At 40.3% G+C, this 22,978-nt stretch carries 24 protein-coding genes; 19 read left to right on the forward strand and 5 right to left on the reverse strand.

Going from position 1 to position 22,978, the window contains the following annotated elements; translation table 11 throughout:
• From ACEQ1T_RS07730 to ACEQ1T_RS07740, 3 genes are all read left to right on the forward strand, one after another.
• The coding region (locus ACEQ1T_RS07730; RefSeq protein ID WP_370222306.1) for an ABC transporter permease at positions 1–349 on the forward strand (349 nt) is incomplete at its 5' end.
• Positions 350–760: 411 nt separating this feature from the next.
• Positions 761–1,660 (forward strand): formyltetrahydrofolate deformylase, encoded by a 900-nt coding sequence (gene purU / locus ACEQ1T_RS07735; protein WP_370222307.1) that lies wholly within the window; start codon positions 761–763, stop codon positions 1,658–1,660.
• A gap of 152 nt (positions 1,661–1,812) precedes the next feature.
• Positions 1,813–2,301 (forward strand): DinB family protein, encoded by a 489-nt coding sequence (locus ACEQ1T_RS07740; protein ID WP_370222308.1) that lies wholly within the window; start codon positions 1,813–1,815, stop codon positions 2,299–2,301.
• 95 nt (positions 2,302–2,396) lie between these two features.
• Here the strand turns inward: ACEQ1T_RS07740 and ACEQ1T_RS07745 are convergent, their stop codons facing one another.
• Both ACEQ1T_RS07745 and ACEQ1T_RS07750 read right to left on the reverse strand, forming a co-directional pair.
• A complete protein-coding gene (locus tag ACEQ1T_RS07745) occupies positions 2,397–2,867 on the reverse strand; it encodes a DinB family protein (RefSeq protein WP_370222309.1) in 471 nt (156 codons plus the stop codon).
• A gap of 350 nt (positions 2,868–3,217) precedes the next feature.
• Positions 3,218–3,775 (reverse strand): helix-turn-helix domain-containing protein, encoded by a 558-nt coding sequence (locus ACEQ1T_RS07750; protein ID WP_370222311.1) that lies wholly within the window; start codon positions 3,773–3,775, stop codon positions 3,218–3,220.
• Positions 3,776–3,887: 112 nt separating this feature from the next.
• Here ACEQ1T_RS07750 and ACEQ1T_RS07755 point away from each other — a divergent pair, with 112 nt between their 5' ends.
• From ACEQ1T_RS07755 to ACEQ1T_RS07795, 9 genes are all read left to right on the forward strand, one after another.
• A complete protein-coding gene (locus tag ACEQ1T_RS07755) occupies positions 3,888–4,484 on the forward strand; it encodes a LysE family transporter (protein WP_370222312.1) in 597 nt (198 codons plus the stop codon).
• A 255-nt stretch (positions 4,485–4,739) separates the two neighbouring features.
• Positions 4,740–5,651: a LysR family transcriptional regulator gene (locus tag ACEQ1T_RS07760; RefSeq protein WP_144539257.1), complete on the forward strand. Its 912-nt coding sequence runs from the start codon at positions 4,740–4,742 to the stop codon at positions 5,649–5,651.
• Between the two features lie 183 nt (positions 5,652–5,834).
• Positions 5,835–7,058, forward strand: a complete 1,224-nt coding sequence (locus ACEQ1T_RS07765; protein WP_370222313.1) for a M20 family metallopeptidase — start codon at positions 5,835–5,837, stop codon at positions 7,056–7,058.
• Positions 7,059–7,061: 3 nt separating this feature from the next.
• Positions 7,062–8,486 carry a YfcC family protein gene (locus ACEQ1T_RS07770; protein ID WP_370222314.1) on the forward strand — a complete coding sequence of 475 codons (1,425 nt, stop codon included), beginning with the start codon at positions 7,062–7,064 and terminating at the stop codon, positions 8,484–8,486.
• A gap of 190 nt (positions 8,487–8,676) precedes the next feature.
• Complete coding sequence (locus tag ACEQ1T_RS07775; protein ID WP_370222316.1) at positions 8,677–10,359, forward strand: M28 family peptidase; 1,683 nt, start codon at positions 8,677–8,679, stop codon at positions 10,357–10,359.
• 67 nt (positions 10,360–10,426) lie between these two features.
• On the forward strand, positions 10,427–10,810 hold the full coding sequence (locus ACEQ1T_RS07780) for an amidohydrolase family protein (protein ID WP_370222317.1): 384 nt from the start codon (positions 10,427–10,429) through the stop codon (positions 10,808–10,810).
• 144 nt (positions 10,811–10,954) lie between these two features.
• Entirely contained in the window at positions 10,955–11,317 is a 363-nt protein-coding gene (locus ACEQ1T_RS07785; RefSeq protein WP_009333910.1) for a Na-translocating system protein MpsC family protein, read from the forward strand.
• A gap of 133 nt (positions 11,318–11,450) precedes the next feature.
• Positions 11,451–12,473 (forward strand): Nif3-like dinuclear metal center hexameric protein, encoded by a 1,023-nt coding sequence (locus tag ACEQ1T_RS07790; RefSeq protein ID WP_370222318.1) that lies wholly within the window; start codon positions 11,451–11,453, stop codon positions 12,471–12,473.
• Between the two features lie 17 nt (positions 12,474–12,490).
• Positions 12,491–13,612: a hypothetical protein gene (locus ACEQ1T_RS07795; RefSeq protein WP_370222320.1), complete on the forward strand. Its 1,122-nt coding sequence runs from the start codon at positions 12,491–12,493 to the stop codon at positions 13,610–13,612.
• Positions 13,613–13,657: 45 nt separating this feature from the next.
• On the opposite strand, the gene ACEQ1T_RS07800 is transcribed toward ACEQ1T_RS07795, so the two are convergent.
• Complete coding sequence (locus ACEQ1T_RS07800) at positions 13,658–14,125, reverse strand: hypothetical protein (protein ID WP_370222321.1); 468 nt, start codon at positions 14,123–14,125, stop codon at positions 13,658–13,660.
• Between the two features lie 211 nt (positions 14,126–14,336).
• Between ACEQ1T_RS07800 and ACEQ1T_RS07805 the strand changes: the two genes are divergently transcribed.
• The 3 genes from ACEQ1T_RS07805 to ACEQ1T_RS07815 all read left to right on the forward strand — a co-directional run bounded on the left by ACEQ1T_RS07805 (position 14,337) and on the right by ACEQ1T_RS07815 (position 17,117).
• Positions 14,337–14,975, forward strand: a complete 639-nt coding sequence (locus ACEQ1T_RS07805) for a hypothetical protein (protein ID WP_370222322.1) — start codon at positions 14,337–14,339, stop codon at positions 14,973–14,975.
• Positions 14,976–15,766: 791 nt separating this feature from the next.
• Entirely contained in the window at positions 15,767–16,333 is a 567-nt protein-coding gene (locus ACEQ1T_RS07810) for a competence protein ComK (RefSeq protein ID WP_370222323.1), read from the forward strand.
• A 499-nt stretch (positions 16,334–16,832) separates the two neighbouring features.
• Positions 16,833–17,117 carry a hypothetical protein gene (locus tag ACEQ1T_RS07815; protein ID WP_370222325.1) on the forward strand — a complete coding sequence of 95 codons (285 nt, stop codon included), beginning with the start codon at positions 16,833–16,835 and terminating at the stop codon, positions 17,115–17,117.
• 246 nt (positions 17,118–17,363) lie between these two features.
• Here the strand turns inward: ACEQ1T_RS07815 and madM are convergent, their stop codons facing one another.
• Both madM and madL read right to left on the reverse strand, forming a co-directional pair.
• Positions 17,364–18,128, reverse strand: a complete 765-nt coding sequence (gene madM / locus ACEQ1T_RS07820; RefSeq protein WP_206844071.1) for a malonate transporter subunit MadM — start codon at positions 18,126–18,128, stop codon at positions 17,364–17,366.
• Positions 18,109–18,522 carry a malonate transporter subunit MadL gene (madL, locus tag ACEQ1T_RS07825; protein WP_206844073.1) on the reverse strand — a complete coding sequence of 138 codons (414 nt, stop codon included), beginning with the start codon at positions 18,520–18,522 and terminating at the stop codon, positions 18,109–18,111. The genes madM and madL overlap by 20 nt, the downstream gene beginning before the upstream one ends.
• Positions 18,523–18,809: 287 nt before the next feature.
• Between madL and ACEQ1T_RS07830 the strand changes: the two genes are divergently transcribed.
• The 4 genes from ACEQ1T_RS07830 (at position 18,810) to ACEQ1T_RS07845 (ending at position 22,962) form a co-directional block, all read left to right on the forward strand.
• Positions 18,810–19,475 (forward strand): GntR family transcriptional regulator, encoded by a 666-nt coding sequence (locus tag ACEQ1T_RS07830; RefSeq protein ID WP_370222326.1) that lies wholly within the window; start codon positions 18,810–18,812, stop codon positions 19,473–19,475.
• Complete coding sequence (locus ACEQ1T_RS07835; RefSeq protein ID WP_370222327.1) at positions 19,472–20,251, forward strand: ACP S-malonyltransferase; 780 nt, start codon at positions 19,472–19,474, stop codon at positions 20,249–20,251. The genes ACEQ1T_RS07830 and ACEQ1T_RS07835 overlap by 4 nt, the downstream gene beginning before the upstream one ends.
• A gap of 175 nt (positions 20,252–20,426) precedes the next feature.
• On the forward strand, positions 20,427–22,073 hold the full coding sequence (mdcA, locus tag ACEQ1T_RS07840) for a malonate decarboxylase subunit alpha (protein WP_206844078.1): 1,647 nt from the start codon (positions 20,427–20,429) through the stop codon (positions 22,071–22,073).
• Between the two features lie 19 nt (positions 22,074–22,092).
• On the forward strand, positions 22,093–22,962 hold the full coding sequence (locus ACEQ1T_RS07845; protein WP_370222329.1) for a triphosphoribosyl-dephospho-CoA synthase: 870 nt from the start codon (positions 22,093–22,095) through the stop codon (positions 22,960–22,962).
• The last annotated feature ends 16 nt before the right edge of the window (positions 22,963–22,978 follow it).

Here is a 22,978-nt window from a genome sequence, read left to right on the forward strand (position 1 = left end):
CCTTATTCTGACGATTGCCGCCGTGTTTACATTTAGCAGTGTAAGCTTGGCTATGCTGGTTGCCGGCTTTACCAAAACGCCGGAAAAGTTCAATATGGTTTATCCATCTGTTATTCCGATTATCCCGATTATCAGCGGTGTGTATGTACCGCCGGGTGTAATGGATAATCCGGTTTTCACTTTTATTGCTGACCTGTTCCCTATGGGTTATGCACTTGAAGCGATGATGGATGCTGCTCTTTTTGGTGCAGGCTGGAGTGAGATCATGCTGCCGGTTTCATTAATGCTGTTAATTTCGGTTATCTATATGGGGATTGGAATAAATTTAGGAGAACGCGACAGGCGATAAGGCGGAAGTATATCAATTATTGCATATACCAGGGTGTAGCAGCGACTACCATTTTGTAATACTGCTCTATAGTGTTTTAAGAAGTCAGTTTAATGTGATAATGGCTTTATTGCTGGTATATAGTGCCGGGTCGATTCTTGTGGGGAATATCATTCGGTAAATGATTGAGTGGTCTTAATGATGGGGTACAGTTCACAGCTGTACCCCATAAATGTTTAAACCACCATTCATGTCATAGGCTGTTAGGTAATTGACTAGTGTAATATCCTTATGAAGTGAAAACCGTCTTTATCAATTAAAGGTTAATTACTTTCCTTTTAAACCCAAATAAATAACTTTATAAAAAAATATGCTTTTAAATCCAGAACAATAAGTCTATTATAGTTATTAAAATTAAAAAAGGAGATTCATATGAATTCATCTATTCAAGATCAACTTCAAGTATTTAGAGAAAGTCAAAAAAACAGGGGGCGGCTGCTTATCAATTGTCCTGATCAGCCGGGCATTGTGGCTGCTGTATCCAAGTTTCTGTTTCAGCATGATGCTAATATTATTGAATCGAGTCAATACTCGACAAATCCAGAGGGTGGAACCTTTTTTATACGGATCGAGTTTGAATGTCCTGGTTTACAGTCGAAGGAAGAAGAGTTGAAGAGTCAATTTAAGGAAATCGCAGAAACATTTTCAATGGAATGGAAATTAGCATTTGTTTATGAATTGAAGAAGACAGCTATTTTCGTATCAAAAGAACTTCATTGTTTACGTGAGCTGTTATGGGAATGGCAAAGTGGTGATTTGCTTACCGACATCGCTCTTATTGTGAGCAATCACGAGGAAGCAAGACAGATTGCAGAATCCATGCATATTCCATTCTTTTACATACCAGCAAGTAAAGAAAATAGAGAGGAAGTTGAAGAAAGACAGCTTCAGCTTTTAAAAGAATTTGATATTGACTTAATCATCTTAGCAAGATATATGCAAATTTTGACGCCAGCCTTTGTTGGGGCTCATCCATTCAAAATCATTAATATTCATCACTCTTTCCTTCCTGCATTTGTTGGTGCGAGGCCATATGATCGAGCCTATCAGCGCGGGGTAAAAATAATTGGGGCAACGTCTCATTATGTTACAAACGATCTTGACGAAGGACCAATCATTGAACAAGATATCAAGCGTGTTGACCACAGGGATCATATAGATGATCTAAAAAAGAGCGGACGTTCTATTGAACGGAGTGTTCTTGCCAGAGCGGTTAAATGGCATTTAGAAGACCGGATTATTGTTCATGAAAACAAAACAATTGTTTTTTAAGGAAAAGGAGCGGTAATGAGTGCCTGTCCCTCAGGGGGGCGTTATCAAATTTGTGCAGACATAACACTTATCATATTGGACAGATCATCTATATTCGAAAAGTCCAGGGTTCCAGGCAAAGTAAAGAGTAGAAAGAAAGGAGGACGGATACAATGGAGCGGAGGGAATACGAATGGGTCAAAGAGAATCGGGAAGTGCTTTTGGACTTTTGCAGTAAAATGGATCCAAAAGATTTTACGTGTGAAATTGGATTCGGCTGGCAGAGTGTGCGTGACACACTTGTACATGTAGCGAATTGTTATCATGGCTGGCTAGGATCATTTGTTTTATTAAAAACGAAGAAGCCTATCACGCCTAGAGAAAACATTCCGACAATCGGTATCGAGGAAATCAGGACACTTTTTGAACAAGCAGATGCTTATGTGTATGAAGTTCTTGAGTCTTTTTCTCAAAAAATGGATCAATCAATCGTGCAGCCTATTCCTTGGAGAGAATCAACTGAGGAGATTTCAATGACTCCTCGAAAACTGATCATGCATACTGTCACTCACGAATACCATCACAAAGGACAGATTATGGCGATGGCCCGCCAGTTGGGGTATGAAACGCCAAATACAGATGTTCTGGGGACGAGAGACTAGATTTAGATAAGAAAGGATGCCCAATGGTGCTGTTCGTAATATCGATGGGCATCCTTTGTAACTTTTAAGACTAAAATAAAATGATCTTTCCTATTTTAGTTCTTTACTCCTGTATGATGAATAACCCGTTCCATCGCTTGAATATGCCCCAAATGGTTTGCCTCATGAAACAACGCAAATTCGGCTAATTCACCAAAGGTTTCAAGTCCCAAAAATGGTTTATCCAGCTTTTCATTTAACCGTTCAGCTGGAATTTGCTGAATTCGGGCCAATTGATCCTTCAGCTGTATAATGAGCTCATCTGCTTCAGGTATATCACCTTTCCAATCAGCCGGCTTTGTACCGTTCCCAAATAATTCAATATAGTTTGCAGGGATTTGGGTCGTTTTGCGGGGAAAGCCGAACATAAACTGTTCACAGACCGTTAATACATGGCCAATATGCCAATGGATCGTGTTGTTAAAACCGTCTGGCTGTATACTTGCTACATCCTTTGAAACTGACTCGATCTTTTTAATAAAATAACCTCTTGTCTTCTCAAACTGTTTAAACACTAGTTCATTCATTCTTTTCTCCCCTTCCAAATATTCTCATCTGTCAATATACCAAAAATCCGGGAAGATTAGGAGTGTCAATGGACTGAAAAATTGAATATTGTTATCTTTTATATACGGCGAAGGTTTAGTTTGAAATTAATAAATTTATATTGGTAAATGGCAGGACCTTACATCCAACCGATTATAATGTCACTTACACAACGATAAGCAAACTAGTAAGCTTTTCTTTATCAAGACGGTTGATGATATGCTGTGGGGAACATTAACCGAGGAAAGCAGCCCCGGGAGGCTGCTTTTTGTGCGGAAGGGTTTGTCAATTTAAGCTTTCAGTTAAATTTACGCCAATCATAGGAATGCTTTTATTCTGCCGGATAAAATAAGATCATATTGACACGTGCCAAAGATTTCCCTGAATTATGATAGGTATGGTGCCGATCCGCTTTGAATCTGATGGAGTCACCGCTTTCTAACGTAAATTCATCGTTATTTACCCGTATGGTTATTTCCCCATCAAAGACCACGATCAACTCTTCGGTTCCCTCGATATGAGGTTCAGCACTAAGGTATCCTCCTTTGTCGATTTCGACGGTATACACTTCAAATCGCTTATCGTTTTCGAAAGGAAAGTAAGGATATACCCGGTACCTGCCATTATCCTCCGATAATGTCTGAATTTCCTTCTTTAAAACAACTTGAGTATCCGGCTGAGGATGGTTTATCAGAGAGGTAAAAGAGATCTTTAGACCATTTGCAATCTTCCAAATGGTTGTGATCGTAGGGCTTGATTCGCCCCGTTCAATTTGGCCGATCATCGTTTTACTTACTCCCGTTAATTCGGCCACCTTCTCTAAACTTAATTTTTTATTTTCTCGATATGCTTTTAAGTTTTTAGCAAGAATTAAATGAATTTCTTCCATACCTGCATTCCTTTCATCTGTACAATATAACGTCCGTAATATACAATATGTAGTAAATCGTTATATTGTCTTTTTGTACATTATAACATACACGCAAAGGAGGAAGGCAGCTGTGTCTTTATTATCTTTTTTCTTATATGTTTTTGTTACCAGCTTTACGCCAGGTCCAAACAATATTATGGCCATGGTATTCGCTAACCGGTTCGGTTTAAGAAATACGTTACGATTTTGTTTGGGGGTAAGCGCTGGGTTCTTTGTCATTATGATACTTAGCAGCTATTTTAATCTATTGCTTCATCAATTCATTCCAAAGATTGAATTGATCATGACCATTATTGGAGTCATTTATATGCTGTTTTTGGCCCTTAAAATCATGACCAGTAAATCGGATAATCAAAACAATAATGATGGAAAGCAAAACGGCTTTTTAATCGGGATGCTTTTACAATTCATTAATCCAAAGGGGATCTTATATGGGGTTACAGTTATATCAACCTTTATCCTTCCATACTATACCTCACATACGAGCCTGATATTCTTTTCCATTTTCCTTGCATTTGTTGGTTTCCTAAGCACCTTTTGCTGGAGTGTTTTTGGATCGATTTTTCAATCCTTCCTGGCGAAGTATAGAAGTCAGTTTAATGTGATAATGGCTTTGCTGCTGGTATATAGTGCCGGTTCGATTCTTGTGGGGTATTTCATTCGGTGAACATCGATTGATTGTTCTTAAATAGGAGGTGCACCCCACAGCTGTATAATGACTAGTAATCCGGGTGACTAGTGTGCGGAAAACCCGGAGGCAGATGTATGGATTGTGGGTGCGGGAACTACTGGTTAGTATAATAATAGTTTATAATGTTTCTAACGATATTTAGGTCTTAAGCAAGTGAATTTATTTATGTCGATTATCCAAAAAAGTATAAATGAAAAAAAGAATCTTATGTTTATTAAAGAGGGGGAGGAAATGCAAGAAAAGGATTGTCTAATTTTACAATATCTTTATGAAGAATTAAATCTGACAAAGGCAGCAGAGCGAGTGTATATGACACAGCCTGCTCTTACGTATCGATTAAGACAGTTGGAGAGGGAATTCCAGGTAGAGATAATATCCAAAAATGGAAAAAGGGTAAAATTCACACCGGCAGGGGAGTATTTAGTTTCCTATGCAAATAAATATCTTTCGGACTTTAGAGAGGCAAAAGATTACTTATTGAATATGGGGGATGAAGTAAAAGGTAATTTGAGAATTGGAGTCAGCAGTCATTTTTGCCAATATAACTTGCCGCCCATTTTAAAAGAATATACAGCGAATTATCCGAATGTTCATTTAAATGTGGATTCAGGATTCAGTAAAGAGATGATGGGCTTACTGAATGATGGTGAAATCGATGTTGCGATTGTTAGGGGAGACTATAATTGGTCTGATAAGTCTTATCTTTTAGATGAAGAAAGTATTTGTTTAATAACAAAGCAGGAAATCAATATAGAGGACCTTCCCTCACTTCCATTTATCAACCGAAAAGAACCTTTCGTATTAATTAAGTACAAGAATTCCAAGGAACTGTCTGATGTGGAAAATATATCGAGCTGGTGGAATGAACGGTATGAAACATCTCCAAATACTACTATGCTGGTAGATAGCTATGAGACATGTAAAGAAATGGTTAAGATGGGGCTGGGCTTTTCCATTGTTCCTCAAGCATTTATCCATAATCATGATCATGATCATCTCTTCTGTTATGATTTAGCTTATAAAAATGGGCAAAAGATGAAGAAACGAACCTGGCTTTTGTACCGTGAATCCTCTCTGCAGCTAGCGGCTATCTTCAAATTTGTTGAATCCATTAAAGCCTTATATTATATCAAAAAAGACTAGAAGGCACAGTTAGTGTTGCTCTTCTAGTCTTTTCTTTTTGAAATAAGATATAAAGTACTCACTACTATCCAAAAAAATTTTTTGGGTGATCTAAAAAAAGATTAATTTTACTTATGGTATGTCTGTGTGTAACATTAAAAAATATAAGTTATAATATTCTGAAAAAATAGAGGGGTGTACTTTATGAATGATATTTCGGTCAAAGGTAAGAATGCAATCTTGCATGCAATAGATAAGAGAGACACAGAGCTTCGGGAATTATCATTAAAAATTCATTCAAATCCAGAAACTAGTTTTCAAGAATATAAAGCAATGAATTGGTTAGTTGAACCACTGGAAAAATCGGGTTTTTCTATTGAAAGAGGACTTGCCAACTTGGAAACTTCCTTTCGAGCAACATGGGAGGGGCAAAAAGGAGGACCAACCATTGCTATTTTAGCAGAATATGATGCATTAGCCGGGCTGGGACATGGATGCGGCCATAATATTATCGGTACTGCTGCAGTGGGGGCTGCGTTAGCCCTAAAGGACGCACACCCAAATCTCAAAGGGAAAATTATTGTCATCGGAACACCTGCTGAAGAAGAAGGAGGGGGGAAGATTCTAATGGTCGAACATGGGATATTTGATGATGTCGATGTAGCGATGATGTGCCACCCTCACGGTAAGACAATGGTATTACGAGGGGGACTCGCATGTGTTGACGTTACTTTTAAATTCTATGGGAAAGCAGCACACGCCTCTGCTTCTCCTGAAAAAGGGATCAGTGCACTGGATGCAGTTATCCATACCTTTGTTGCGGTAAATTCCTTACGTCAATTTTTTAAGGATGACGTTAGAATACATGGAATTATTACCAAGGGAGGTGAAGCAACAAATGTTGTGCCAGCGTATTGTGAAGCAGAGTTTTTATTAAGAGCTGAAAACGTCGAGTCGTTACATGTTGTTAGAGAAAAAGTTTGTGCAGCTGCACGATATTCAACCGAAGCTGTTGGGGCTAGATTAGAGATTTCTGAGGGTTTAATTTATGCAGAAAGAAATAACAACAAGGCATTGGCTTCTATTTTTAAGAAAAATCTTGAAGAGCTAGGTGAATTGGTAAGCGATCCTCCTGAAAAGGGAGGAATTGGCTCCTCTGACATTGGTAATGTTGGACAAGTAACGGCAACGATTCATCCTTATATAAAAATAACGGATACTGCTGCAACACACACTCCTGAATTTGTGGAAGCCGCAGCATCAGAATATGGGATGTCCGGCTTAAATAAGGCAGCAAAAGCGTTAGCTATGACAGCGTATGATATTTGTCTTAATCCTGCAAAATTACAAGAAATCAGAAACGAATTTGATGAATGGAAAAAGAATAAGGATGCTAAATTATCTAAAATTATGAGAAAGGGGATTTGATAAATGAAGCCTACTCCTGGAATGGAAACTAATCAAGTGAAAAAAAGGAATTTTTTTAAAATGCCTCACACGTTTGTCATCATTATATTCTTTATATTCTTTGCAGCCTTATTAACATACCTGCTGCCAGCTGGGGAATTTGAGCGGGTCAAGGATGAAGCAACTGGTCAAACGCTTGTTGTTGAAAATACCTTTAAATCTGTTGAGCAAAGCCCGGTTAGTATCTTAGATATACCCTTAGCGATTGTTCATGGTTTAGTAGGTGCTGCAGATGTTGTATTCTTTATTTTTATAATTGGCGGGGTATTTCAAATTATTAATTCAACCGGAACGATAGAAGCTGTCGCAGCTCGGGTAGGAAAGGCTTTTGTGAATAAAGGTCTAATTATTATTCCAATATTCCTTATTCTTTTCTCTGTTGGTGGATTTACAATGGGGATGTCTGCGGAGGTTATGGCTTTTGTACCGATCGGAATTGTAATTGCTAGATCGCTGGGATATGATGCCATTACTGGAACAGCGATGGTTATGCTAGGAGCTGCTTCAGGTTTTACAGCAGGATTATTGAATCCATTTAATGTAGGGATAGCCCAAGCCATTGCGGAACTTCCTATGTTTTCGGGTATGTGGCTTCGTGCCATTCTATTAGTGGCATTGTTATTTTCAACGAGTTTGTATATCATTCGTTATGCAAAAAAGGTTAAAAAGGATCCGACTGCAAGTCTTGTTTATGATTTAGAAATAGAGGAAAATCGCGGTGAAATAGATTTATCAGCTTTACCATCAGTAAAAGTGACTCATATTTTAACAATACTCTCAGTAATAGCAGGGTTTGGTGTTCTAATTTGGGGTGTTTCCAGCCAGGGATGGTGGATGGAAGAATTAGCAGCATTTTTCTTGAGTCTAGGAATTATTGTTGGTTTTCTTTCAAAATACGGACCTAGTAAAATTGCAGGAGAGTTTGTTAAAGGTGCAAGTGCCATTACATTCGGTGCGTTTATTGTAGGTATCGCAAAAGGGGTTGTCGTTGTTTTAGAGCAAGGTTATGTCATTGATTCTGTGGTGAACGGACTTGCCTCAACGATCGGTCAGCTGCCAGCATCTGTTCAAGTTCTTGGGATGTACACGTTTCAAAATATATTAAATATTTTTATTACCTCAGGAACAGGTCAAGCGGCTACAACCATGCCTGTCTTAGTTCCTTTATCAGACCTTATCAATATTACAAGACAAACAACGGTCCTTATCTTTCAACTGGGTGATGGACTATCCAATATCATGCTGCCGACATCTGCCATGTTAATGGGAAGCTTGGCGGTCTCAAAAATCAAATATAACCGCTGGATCCGATTCATGTGGCCGCTTTTCCTAATCTGGTTTTCCATCGGAGCTGTATTTGTATTAATTGCTCATGGAATAAGTTATTAAAGGCACGGAGCTGGTATCAGGCAATCGACATCTTAGCAGTAGAATGTTTAAGTTACAATTGTCTGGTTAATATTCACGTTCAGCTTCCTTATCCCTAAGTTACCTATCAAGACTTTATATTCCTCCTGCGAAAAATAGCTTTTGCAGGAGTTTTGTTGTTTTTATTACTGAATGGGCAGGAGTGAGAAGATTGGAAAAACCGGGTATGAATGTATCTCATCTAGTTGATAAAAGTGAATTGGAGAAACATGTAAAATTCCTTTCTGAGCTGGAACGGCTTTCCGGTGAACCCGAGGCAGAAGAAGCGGTTACCTACATTATCAATCAACTTAAACAATATGGAGTCTCCTATGAACGTTATCAGTTTGATGGATATTTCAGTGATCCACATTATGGTGAAGTATTGGTGAATTCGCAAATTCCTTATACATTAAGGGCCAAGGCCAGATCCTTTAGCAGGAATTGCCCTAATGGCATAACTTCTAAGCTTGTGTATGATAAATCAAGTGATAGAAAAGGAGAATCATGTATTGTAGATTTCAAAGGAAAAATAGTTATTAGCTGGAACTACCTTGAGGATTATGTTATGCAAATTGAAAAGGCTGGAGCTTTAGGTTTAATACATATTTGGCCATCAGAAGAAGAGGCCATTCATGAAGAAACCGTAGGAACCATTTGGGGGACTCCCACGATTGAAAATATGGACCAACTAACAAAGCTTCCAGTTGTCGGAGTCAATTATCATGACGGTATTAGGCTCTTAGAGGAATTGGCTGACAAAGAAATTAACGTAACCATAAAAACAGGTTTAAAAGAAGGTATTAAGACTGTTAGTTTACCAGTTGGCACCATAAAGGGCGAAGAGGAAGAGTTTCTTTTAATTTCTAGCCATTATGATTCCTGGCATAAAGGAGCCACTGATAATGCTGTAGGAAATGCCTTATTACTCGAACTTGCCAGACTGTTCAGTATTAGTAATTCCAGGTTAAAGAGAGGAATAAAATTTGCCTGGTGGCCTGGTCACTCCAATGGCAGATATGCTGGATCGGCATGGTACTGTGATCATTTCTGGGAGGACCTAAATGAAAGGTGTGTTGCTCATATTAATGTGGACTTTCCAGGTTCAAAAGGAAATGAGGCGATTTTTCCAAGATCCACTTCCATGGAAGATAAGCACCTGCTTAAAGAAATTATCAAAACTTATACAGGGAAAAAACCAGAACAATTAACCTACCTTCCGCGTGGTGCAGACCAGTCCTTTTGGGGACCTAATATCCCCATTCACATTATGTTTAAGTATGAACCTGCCAGTGAGAATAAAATCTATCAAACACCAGGGGGCAATTGGTGGTGGCATACAGAGAAAGATTTGTTTGACAAAGTTGATTTTGACTTGCTGGTACGGGATACGAAAATTCATAGCAGTCTTGTTAATAAACTTTCAAACTGTGGAGTATTGCCAATCCGGCTTGATGAATTTTTGAGTTCTAGCAGAAATATCCTGGAGCAAATTGACTCACTGAGCGACAAAGAATTTGATTTCGCCCCAATTTATGGGTCTCTAGAAGTGTTAATGAGTAAGGTCAAGAAACTACATGAAAAGGAGAATCATAATGAAAAACGGTTAAATGAATTGCTGAAAAAGGTATCTGGTACGTTAAATCGGTTGATGTTTTCTTACTCTAGCAGATATGAATATGACAACACCTTTCCTTTTCATCCCTTTCCGGGTTTGGCAAAAGTTAAAGGAGTTTATCATAAAAATACCACACCGGAAATATTTATATTTGCTTGTACTTATTTTGTTCGGCAGCGAAATCGTTTTGTTCAGGAAGTTAAAGGGATTTGCAGGGAGATTGATTTGTATATTTAACCATGGGGGATTCCAAATTGGACAGTACATCACTGTCACCGGTATACACAGGAAGGAATTCCTTCATATGCACGAGACAAAGCAGAGAAAATTGTCAGCATTCATCGGAATGCATTCAAATCCTATTATTAACCGGAATATCTTAATTGGAGCCGGTTCAGATGCCGGTTCCCCATGTACTTCTCACCGGGCGCTGCTGGATGAATTGTATACCATGTATGAGATGATTTCTGATGCGAAAGAGGTTCTAAAATCAGCTACTGTAAATGCCGGGAAAATTTTAGGGAGTGACGTTGGGCAAATAAAAGAGGGATACAGGGCGAATCTGATTTTGCTTAAGGAAAATCCGCTTGAGTGCCTGAGTAACTTAGAAAGTATAGAGATGGTTGTAATCAGGGGAAAAGCTCTTATGAAGCATGCAAATAAAAATCTGGAAATAATTGCGGAATGAGTTTTTTCTGAAGGAAGATTCTTAATGGTGCAAATTATATCTAGTAAAATATATTTTTAATATAAACACTTTACAGATAATATTAACTATGTTAAATTCTATTTATCAAATGATTCTGAAATTTCAAAAAGATGGTGTGAGTAAATGAGTTGGACTGCTGGCCCATTTAAACAGGAACTAATTAAGGACTACAACAATATCAACCTTCTTTTGTTTAACATTGGTGTCAAAAGTCAGCGAATCGACTTTTTGGGGGATAAGATATTAATTTTCGCCTATCACAAGAGAATTCCATCTCTTAAACATTTGGACGAGATTAATCGCTTTGTAACCCGAATGACCGACATTGCCATCATAGACAGTTATAAGGAACATTTAAGGAATGTCCTGGAAGAAAAATATGGGATGAAGGTACTTTCTATTTTAAAAGACTATGATCCCGTTACTGAACTTTCAGGTACTATCATTACCCTGGATCGGGATACAAGTGCCTATATTTCCAGGTAACTAAATAGTGATGACTGGTCCATTGAACTCTTAAGAGTGCATAAAAACCGTCAGTACAATCTTTCAGACTAGCGTCTGTTTGATTTGTGCTGACGGTTTTTTTTATAAAAAAAATAGAGGAGGCAACAACATTATGAAAACAGTAGAAGATGTATTGAATGCGCTGGATGACCTTACAGGAGGAAGAGTGATTAAATCTCTAAATGATATTACAAGAGGTGAGCATCCCTTTGTCATCATGAAGTCTTCCAACATTCCCGGAAAAGAGATCATTGAAACGCCTGGTCTTGTCTATGGTGAAATGAAAAAACAAGTTAAAAAAATTGCAGTTGCTATGACAATGACAGAAGGATGTATCGAACTTGCCGGCGCTACTGGTGTCGATGCCATTGTTGCTCATCATCCGATAGCTGAAGCGGCTAATTCGGGCGGTGTTATTTTGAAAAACTATCTGGATTTGTATAATGTAGCTGCATTTGAATTACATGAAGCTTTCCATGGATTACATCCTGGCATCCCATTTTTGCACGGCCATCAGGTATACCGGACAGAGGTTTCTTATGGAGGACTACACGGAAATATTTTATATGTAGGAAAAGTATTCCCAGAGGTGAACACTCTCGGAGATATTTTAACCCGGTTAGATAAATATATGGGTCTGCAGAATGAAGAAGATCTATTACATACTGAAAAGGAACTTCGCACTGCTTCATCTCTGATTGAAACAAGTACGGTGACGCGCGGGAGAATTGTTATTGGTGAAGAAACCAGCCCTGTGAACAATATAGTGCACATTTTTCCGCATACGGGATTTTCGCCTGATCATTTGCGGCAAGTCATCAAAGAACACCCTGAGGCTGACACTGTTCTCGCTTCCATTAGCCGGGTTTATGATGGACATCCCCTGATTGAAACGGCTAAGGAGTTAGGAGTTAATTTTATGATTGGCAACTGCCATGTGTTAGAAATACTCGAAAATGGTTTGCCTTTAGCTTATGCCTTAGACAGACTGCTGCCTGATGTTGAAGTTGTTGTTTTCCGGGAACGTGTGACAAGCATATCCCTAAATGAAATGGGATCACCTCATTTAAAGAAATATGCAGAAGAAATGGCTGAGGGGTATCTATTGAAAAAAACGGCTGTCCATACACTATAAAAAAGGAGTGAAGGTAGATGAGCGAGGTTAAATCCTTAGTACAAGAAAATTTAGAAATAGAAGAGAGCAGTGTCCCGATTCCTTTAACGAGAAAATGGACACAAATTGAAGTAGTAGGTCTTGGTTTAGTCATCATCTCACTGCTGGTATTGTTAATCTCTCCAGGTACATTAGCCGGGTTATTTACTTCCATTGTCGATCAGGTTTTCCCGGTTATCGTTGAAATATTTTTAACCGGCACGGTAGGAGTTTCCATTATTGTCAGTGTCATTTTAGGCCGGGTACTTGAAAGGCTGGGGTTTACGGACGCCTTAATTCGAATATTCATTCCTGTTACAAAGCTGATGAAAGTGAATTCAGCGGTTATCATTCCAAGTATATATAACATTCTTGGTGATATTAATGCAGCAGGAAAAATTGCCGGACCGATCTTGATCCGTTCGGGAGCAACAAAAGCAGAGCAAAAAATAGCGGTAGCAACCATGGTTCAATCCCAGCAGTCTTTTGCTACATTTATGTTAGGCATGGTTGCTTTAACGGCTGTAGGGGCCAATGCCTTTGTAGTGGTTGTGCTGGCTGTTTTCATGCCTGTCATTGTTGTTCCGTTTCTTCTATCTAAAACTATTTACCGGGATACGAGAGCTGTCCAAATTGCAAAGCTGCCTCAATTTACGCCAAAGACTGGCTTTTTACCGACTCTATTTAATGCAGCCAGGGAGGGAGCAGAGCTTTTATTCCTTCTCATTATACCGGCTGCCGCTGTCGTGTTTGCTGCTATTGGTGTTTTGGACTACATCGGAATTTGGTCAAAATTTGAGTCCGGCTTGTCGACAGTATTGTTAGCTCTAAATATTCACCCGGAAACTGGTATTCTTTCAATATTGGCTAGTCCTGCGCTTGCAATGGCCCAGTTATCAGAAGTTGCGGGTTCGTTGGATCCGCGCCTGGTGATTGGATCTTTTGTGCTGGCGTCATCGGGATTACCCCTGTCAACAATCTTTGGTCAAATCCCGGTTATATGGGCAGCTAATTCTGACCTCAGTGAAAAAGAAGCATTGGGAGCAGCTGCATTGGGAATCGTTATGCGTATATTGACAGCATTTTTAATTGTTTATTTCTTAACACCGATATTAGTTTAATCGGAGTGAAGGTGAAAAAATGGCCTTAAGGATTGTTTATTAGATCTAAATTTTACTCAGTAAAAAAGATAGATCGATAAAATATTGATCTGGAGGGTTCCATACAATTGATTGGGAATCCAGGTGGAGCTCTGTTTTGCTTAAAAGATGGTTTTCCTCGCGCCATAAGAAAAGAACAGCTGTTTGATGAAATGGTTCCATAATCCCTTTCTTCTTCGGTGCAAGTAGTTCAATTTTAAGATCATCCAGAGGGAAGTCAGGCCGGCGAATAAGCTTACATGGTGCTGTTTGTATGGGTTCATAGTGATTTATTGTATGATCAGACAGATGATGAATCCTTCCTGTAGCTGCAATTCTTTTATCAGGGAGAATCAGTCCCGGTTCATGATAGATGTCTCTTCCAATAGATGAAGGGATCTTTTTTTTGTTCCATAGAATGGACATTGAGAAAGTGTGGCCAGGCAAAATCGTCCATGCTCTTTTGGCTATCAGTTCAAATCCGATAAAGGACATGGCTACCCCTCTTTTCTTACTCGATACTGATGTTTATGCTCTATAAAGCAAAAATATCTGATATGTTTCCATCAACGTGAAACTTACTATTTATGAACATAACTATTATTTATGACCATTCCGATTTTTTGAGAGCCCTCCCTGCTACGATGTATCTATACCAGCTAACTGGTAGTCAACATGTGAAATTCAATAACAGGGGGAAAAATTTATGAGAAGCAAGTACTTTTTCGGCCTAGTGATATTATCAGCATTTCTATTCATCGCTGGCTGCAGCAGTGAGGAAACAAAGGATACAGGAACGGAGGAAACGTCAAAGGAAGCTGATAAGAAGAATGAAGATGAAAACGAGTCAGTCCAAGTGGATAAAGGTCTGATAAATGTAGAGGTAACGCTGCCAGCTGCCATGTTCGAAGGAGAAGATCTGGATAGCTCCATTGCAGAAGCCGAAAAGGAAGGCATTAAAGTCACCAGGAATGATGATGGCTCAGTCACTTATGAAATGTCTAAGGGTAAGCATAAGGAAATGATGAAGGAGATGGAAACTGAGCTGCAAAAAACCATTGAGGATACGAAGAATGGCGAAGATTATCCATCTGTAAAAGAAGTTTCTCATAACAAGGACTACTCAGAGTTTACTTTAGAAGTGGAAAGAGAAGCTTATGAAAACAGCGTTGATGGATTTGCCGTGTTTGGACTCGGCCTAACGGGAATGTTTTATCAGCTATTCAATGGGGTGGATCCAGAGAAATACGAAGTGAAGATTTTGGTTAAGGATACATCGACAGGCGAGGTGTTTGATGAGATTGTTTATCCGGATGCGATGGAAGAGACAGGGGGAGAATCTTAAATATAAATGAAGTTGGCGTGCCTTTTAAAAGATAAGGTACGCTTTTTTTGATTTCATAAGTCAATAATCCGGACCATCTGCAGGCACTTTCCGTACGCAGCTTGCTTCATGAATGTTTGTCACAAAATATTCGAAATTAGAAAATAAATTTTCTTTGTTTACTCCTGATTTTTCAGATAATGGCTAAAAAGAGGGAGGGGGCGAGTTATTTGTGACTTAAATCACAAATAGAACACATATTTTAGGTCCTTTAATTTAAAGTGTATATTATATTTATTCTTCCCTCTCCTGTCAATAGTTTGGAAACAGTGTGAGTAAACAAAATCGATCCAGGGGCAATAACAATATTTTGGTATATTTAAAAAATAATTTACAATAATCAGACAAAATGCCTATAATAGAGCTCGGGAAGGTGGTATTACAAATATTGGTGCATCTTCCAGGACTATGGGATTATATTGATTTGGTGCAAAGGTCCCAGTCGTGCAGCTGTCCAATGCTATTTTGAAAGCGCTTTTTTATGTGGCGGAAGCAGAGGGAGTGGCAGAGACTTCAAGGAACAGTTGAGAGGGAATTAGTTTTACCTGGAGAAATTTAAATGAGATTTCGTATTGGGCTGGAGTCTCAAAGGAGGTGAGTAATTTGTAAGCAAAATAAAAAACCCTCAGGCGGGTCCTGGCAGACGATAGCCTGAGAGTCTCAGTGAGAAGGAGTATACCAACTCATAAGTTAGTATACTCCTTAAATTTCATTTTTTAAATAGTTAAATTAAAGGGAGGCTGTTACTAACGATGGAAGCAACACAAATAAGCAGTTATATTATTGTGCCTGAAACGAAATCGATCAGAGCGGAGTTTAATGATAATGGAGAATGCCACAGTCTGATTTTGGAGGGTGATTATACGTTTAAGGTAGATGTGAAACCAATCGAGATTATTGATGAAAGCCTTAAATATTATGGTTTTGACCTGAATGGTGCCATCAGCGGTTCGAGAGCTATACTTGGCCAATGTAAGGCTGTGCCTGTACGAATTCCAGGAGAGGTCGACATGTATTGGTTTCCACATACTTCGCCGGGGCAGGAGGAGTGTGTGTGGTTTGCTCTCCATCATGTAGAAGCTATCATGCCTGAAGATAAGGATCTTTCTAACGTTTATGTGAGCGGCGGACATTGTTTTAAGCTGAACGCTGCTGAAAAGGATCTTTCTTACAAATATGATCGGACAGAGAAGCTGGAATCAAGAATATCCAAACGCACGGTAAACACCTTCAGCTTTATTATGGAAAGGACTAGGGATACCTACTCGGTTGAGAAAGGAAAGCGGAATTATATTATCACTAGGAAGAAGGATAAGTAAAAGCAGAGCCTGTTCCGATAAACTGGGGGCAGGCGCACATAACAGCAGAAAAAGCGGCACAATGCTAACGGGTTCTGTTTTCGAGTACAAAACTAAATATAACACATCAAAATGAGCGTCAATTCGCATCGATTTTGTCACTCATTTTTTCTTGATTTAACGGTGTTTTCGCCAATAATTCTACTTGTTTTGTATTACAAAATGTAACCAAAAATGCTGGTGACAGAACTTTCTGTTCTTCTAATTATGTTGTGCGGTTTCCTATACACTTTAAGTGACAAATATTAGAGAACCAAGGGCAATATGTGTGATAAAAACGAAAAGAACAGAATCTTCAATTAACGGGCAGTAATCTTTAATAAGGAAAATGAGTTTAAATGTTAAAATTAGGTTATTAGGCGGACGGGAGTTGGAATTCACAATGGATAACTAAACTGAAGAATTTAAAATCTATTTTAGAAAAACATTCATCATAAATTAAATATATGGAGGAATAGTTATGTGGGTAATATTTGGTGTTATTGCAATAGTAGTAACTTTTATAAATCTTTATTTGTATACAGCAGGAAAGGATTATAAGCTTGCTATGGCGATGGGATTATCCTTTACAGCATTAACACTTTGTGCAGATTACAGTTATTTATCTCGGTGGGTAAAAGTGGAAGATTGGGCGGCTATATCGGATGTAGTACCTGGTACGGCAAGAGCATTATGGTTTTTGACAATTGTTTCTATCTTACTAAATATAGCACCTATATTTTTAGAACGAAAACGTAAGAAATAATGACTTATTATCACTTCATTTATACAATATTCAACTATAAGTCTTTATGTATAACTAAGGTAGGATTTATCGGAATAAACTTTTATTAAAAAACCGGTCAGAGGCACATCAGCCACTGACCATTTTTTTGCAAATAAGATTGTTTTTTAGTCACGAACAGCTCGACATTTTTGTTTGTTTATTAGAAGTTTGTACTTCAAAACAGAACCCGTTAGTACAATGCCGCTTTTTCTGATTTGATGCAACTTAACCGAACACAGCTTTTGTCATTAAAAATAAAACAGATGGTGCCATCAGACAGCCCAGTCCCGTGTAAAAGGTTGCCGTAACCGCTCCATAAGGCACCAGTTTTGGATCAGTTGCAGCCAGTCCGCCGGCTACTCCGCTTGTCGTTCCCATTAGACCACCGTAAACCATGGCCGTGCGAGGGTTATTAAGGCCAATATACTTTGCGACAAAAGGAGTTCCGATCATCGTAAGAATGGATTTTACTAAACCCGCTGCTATACTGAGAGTGATCACTTCAGAGCTGGCTCCAATCGCCGTTCCTGTTACTGGCCCAACTATGTACGTTGCAGTTCCGGCACCAATTGTTGTAAGGCTGACCGCGTCAGTATATCCAAACGCCAGGGCAATTCCGACTCCGATTACAAAGGAGAGGACAACACCCAAAAAGAGGGAAACAACGCCATTTACACCGGCTTTTTTGATTTCACTGAAATTGGCGCCAAAGGCAGTGGCCACAATGGCAAAGTCACGGAGCATGCCTCCGCCCATCAATCCGATTCCAGCGAAAATGCCGATGTCCGAAAGGCCTTTTTCACCGCCGGTTACCACTCCGCCAATATAGGCGAGCACCAATCCAAGAGCTATGGCGATTGCTGAACCGTGTATTCTGCCTTTTGTTAGTTTATCAGAGAGGTAATAAGAAACTAGCATTGTCAGCCCTACGACAGTAAAAGCAACGATGAGACCATTGTCTGTAAGAGCATTACCTAATGTTTCTAACACGCTGATCCCCTCCAGTCATTTCACTTTCCAGCGTTTCGTTTGCATTGCCGCCTTTGCTTAAAAGAGGTACAACAGCCCAGCTGATGACGACTGCAGCTACTCCCGCGGTTAGGGCAAGAGGTCCTCCATCCAGAGCAGCGACCACATTTTGCTGTGCCGACATTGCGATAACGATGGGAATATACATGGCACTCCAGAACGATACCCCTTCCTGGGTCGGAGTCTTTAATCTATCTTTCTTCTTTAAGTATTCAACCAGAAGTATTAACATCAGCATAGCAATGCCTACACCGCCGACATTGGCGTCGATCCCAAGAAAATTTCCAAGAAGATCTCCGAAAAATACACCCGATAATAAGCAGATAGATAACAAAGCAACCCCGTAAATAACCATTTCATCTCTCCTTTTAATTTTTTGCTTTGGGCTAAGGAACAGAACGGCAAATGAGACCAATAATATGACTGGACTTAGGGGTCGTATAAATTGTTTGAAGTAAAGAAAGCGTTTGCATTTTTGTAATCTACAGTCGACTGTATTCCTAGAACTCATAATAAAACGAATGAAAAGAATAAGTCAATTAATTTTTACAATTTTCTTAAAATATTGAATTATTGAAAATGTAACGTTATAATTAAAATCGACAGTCGACCAAATATTTTTACACTGAAGGAGACAGTGTCATGAAAGCGGATAAATTTAATCAAAATGCATTATCAAATCATATAGCAGAGCATATCACCGACCAAATTATAAAGGGAGAGCTGGTTCCTGGTGATAAATTGATTGAGCATATTTATGCTGAAGAGTATGGAACAAGCCGTGCACCAGTTAGAGAGGCCATTTACTTGCTTTCGATTGAAGGGCTTGTGGAAAGGATACCCCGAAAAGGAGCCATTGTTAAGGATTATACGGAAAACGAAATTTATGATTTGCTGGAAATTCGGATAATGCTGGAGTCAATGGCTATGGATAGAATCAGCAGAAACGGAATCGATCAGGATAGGCTGAAAAAAATGAAAGAACTTTTTGACCAGATGGCCGATGTTACGAATGTTCATCAATACACGCAGCTGAACCACTCGTTTCATACTGCTCTTGTAGAAATGAGTCAAAGTGAAACGATTAAGACCATGTATTCCCGGCTTGGATGGCCATTACTGAGAATACAGAGCCTTTCATTTGCCAGCCAGGGGAATATTGAAAAGTCAGTACGTGAACATGAATTGTTAATTGGTCTTTTAAAGGAGGAGAAATTAGAAGAGGCAGCAGATTTGCTGACAAGGCATAATCAGGATGTAATAGCCAGCATGAAACGAAAGATGGGCAAGCGGGAGGAAATGAAATGAAGCTTGCATTCGTATTTCCCGGCCAGGGCTCCCAAAAGAATGGTATGCTGCATAGCCTGCCAGACCATCCAGCCGCTCTTGAAGTACTGCAGGAAGCAAGAGAAGTAATCGGTGAAAATGTCTTGGATCTTGATACTGCCAAAGCCTTAAAGTCCACTGTTTCAGTTCAATTGTCTTTGCTTATTGCGTCAGTGGCTGTATCAAAAGCATTTAAAGCAGAAGGGGTGAAGCCGGATTTTGCTGCAGGCCATTCAGCCGGAGCCTTTGGAGCTGCCGTTATGTGCGGGGCGATGGATTTTACCGATGCTTTGGAGATTGTAAAGCTAAGAGGAGAGCTGATGGAGCAGGCTTTTCCATCTGGCTATGGGATGGGAGTGATTACAGGTTTTGATGCCATTACTGTAAAGGAAATCGCTGCAGCCATTTCTTCAGTAGAGAACCCGGTATATCCCTCGAATATTAATGCAGCAGATCAAGTAACCATTTCCGGCTCCATTCCAGCCATCAAAAAGGTTCTTGATCAAGCCGGTCAATGCGGTGCAAGAACGGCCGAGCTTCTGAATGTAAGTGTGCCATCACATTGTCCTTTGCTGAATTCAGTCGGTGATTCCTTATATGACAAGCTTGCTTCTGTCCCTATCCGGGCCCCGTTTATCCCATATGCCGCAAATCGGACAGCAAGGCTATTACGGGATTCGGAGCAAATTCGAGAAGACCTCGCTTATAATGTTTCGAATCCAGTCCGCTGGTATGAAATCAGCTCCTTGCTTTGTTAGCATGGCACAAGGCTTTTAATTGAAATGCCTCCAGGGAATGTCCTGACCACTTTAAATAAAAGAACACTGCCTGGTGCCCGATCAGTCTCAGTGGATGAAAACGGGTTAGATAATTGTCTTTTCCTGGCAAAGAGATTTTGTTCTTAAAATATTTTTATAGAGAGGGGAATTTATCATGCAGGCTGCCAAACAGCGATCGTGGAATACACGTCTTGAAGCCAAGCAAAAACGATTAGAGGGAATGAAGGGCATCACCAGCAATCGAATTATTCCAACCAGCCAAATTGTCGAGGCTCTCGAAACACTGATTATGCCGGGGGATCGGGTGGTGCTTGAAGGAAACAATCAAAAACAGGCATCCTTTCTTTCAGCTGCTCTTGCTCAGGCTGACCCGAAAAAATTATTCGATTTGCATATGATCATGTCCAGCATTTCCCGACCTGAACATCTCGATATATTTGAGTACGGCATTGCCAGCAAAGTGGACTTCTCATATGCCGGCCCGCAAAGTCTCAGGATGGCGCAAATGCTTGAAGATGGGAAGCTGACAATGGGAGAGATTCATACATATGTAGAGTTATATGGAAGGCTCTTCATTGATTTGATTCCTTCAGTGGCTTTAGTCGCTGCGGATAAAGCTGATTCAGAAGGCAACTTATATACAGGTCCCAATACGGAGGAAACACCGACTCTTGTTGAAGCAGCAGGCTTCAGCAGCGGAATTGTCATTGCACAGGTGAATGAACTGACTGATGAATTGCCTCGCGTAGACATTCCAGGCTCCTGGATTGATTTTGTCGTTGTTGCTGACAAGCCTTATCAGCTTGAGCCGCTATTTACACGGGACCCTCGCCATATTACTGATATTCAGATTCTGCAGGCCATGATGGTCATAAGGGGAATCTATGAAAAGCACGGAGTAAAATCTCTGAATCACGGGATTGGCTATAATACTGCCGCGATTGAACTGCTTCTCCCTACCTACGGTGAATCCTTAGGCCTGAAGGGGAAAATTTGCAGGCACTGGGCATTGAATCCTCATCCTACACTCATCCCTGCTATTGAAAGCGGATGGGTAGAGAGTGTCCATTGTTTTGGCGGAGAAGTAGGCATGGAAAAATACGTTGCTGCCCGGCGTGATGTGTTTTTTACCGGGCATGATGGAAGCTTGCGCTCAAACCGGACACTTTGCCAGCTTGCAGGACAGTATGCAGTTGATCTATTTGTAGGCTCCAGCCTGCAGATTGACGAAGCAGGGAATTCTTCAACCGTAACGAGAGGGCGCCTCGCCGGATTTGGGGGAGCGCCGAACATGGGACATGATCCGGGAGGAAGGCGCCATTCTTCTCAGGCATGGCTTGACATGATGACGGACAATGACCCGCTTGCACGCGGAAGAAAATTGGTTGTTCAGGTAGTAGAAACCTTCCAAAACGGAAATAAACCTGTATTTGTTGAATCGCTGGATGCTGTTGGCGCTAAAGCAGATATAGGCCTTGAAACAGCACCTGTCATGATTTATGGGCAGGATGTGACACATATAGTCACCGAAGAGGGCATTGCCTATCTATATAAAACGGACAGCATGGAGGAGCGGAGACAGGCCATCGCAGCCATTGCCGGTGTGACCCCAATTGGCCTGAAGCATGATATAAAGGCGACGGAAAAATTAAGAAGAGAAGGGTTAATCGCTCTTCCTGAGGATCTCGGCATTAGAAGAACCGATGCAAAACGATCCCTGCTGGCTGCCAAAAATGTAGAGGAGCTTGTGGAATGGTCGGAAGGGTTATATGAACCGCCTGCCAAATTCAGAAGCTGGTAAAAGGAGGCTGAAGGGAACAATGAAAGACTTAGAATCTTACAGCCTATATCTTGGAAAGCTGGCCGTACAATCACTCATTGAAGAGGCTGAGCTCACGCCAAAACCAGGACTGGTTGATAAGAAAAGCTCAGGCTCGCATAGAGATATGTCTTTAAGCACATTGATCCGGTCAGCTATTGCACTTGAAGATACATTCAGGAAAATAGCTGAAACAAGCTTTAATCGGACCCCTTCTCAGGAGCTGCGCGAAGAGATCGCCATGATTGGCAGACGGGGTGAACAGGAGATGTTCCTGGCCACGGGTGGCGTAAATACCCATAAAGGAGCAATATGGGCATTAGGCCTCCTGGTTTCAAGTGCTGCAATGGACCTGGGAGAAAGCCCAGGCAAAGAGGTAGCTGTTCAGGCAGGAAAGATTGCTCTATATGAAGATCGTAACCTGCTACCTGATAAAACAAATGGCAGCCGGGTTAAAGCAAGGTTTGGAGTGGATGGAGCAAGAGGAGAGGCCGAGCAAGGCTTTCCCCATATTAGAAAGATTGCTCTGCCAGTTCTTAATGAATCAAGAGAAAGAGGTCTGAGTGAGGATTATTGCAGGCTAAATGTACTGATCGCACTGATGGCAGAGCTAAATGACACATGTATTTTGCATAGGGGAGGCGCGGAAGCCCTCGAAATCACAAAGGCTCATGCAAAGGAAATCGTCAGGGCAGGAGGAGTTTCTGCCGACAAAGGATGGCAGCTGTTAGAACAATTGGATCAATTGTTATGCAGCATGAATGTATCACCGGGCGGAAGCGCTGATTTGCTTGCCGCTGCCATTTTCCTGGATTACCTGGATCAGAATGCGAAAAGCGAGTCTAAGAGATTAGAAGCTTTACAAATTTAGCAGAAGGAGAGCTGCC

The organism is Cytobacillus sp., from assembly GCF_964223445.1.
Lineage (GTDB): Bacteria > Bacillota > Bacilli > Bacillales > Cytobacillaceae > Cytobacillus.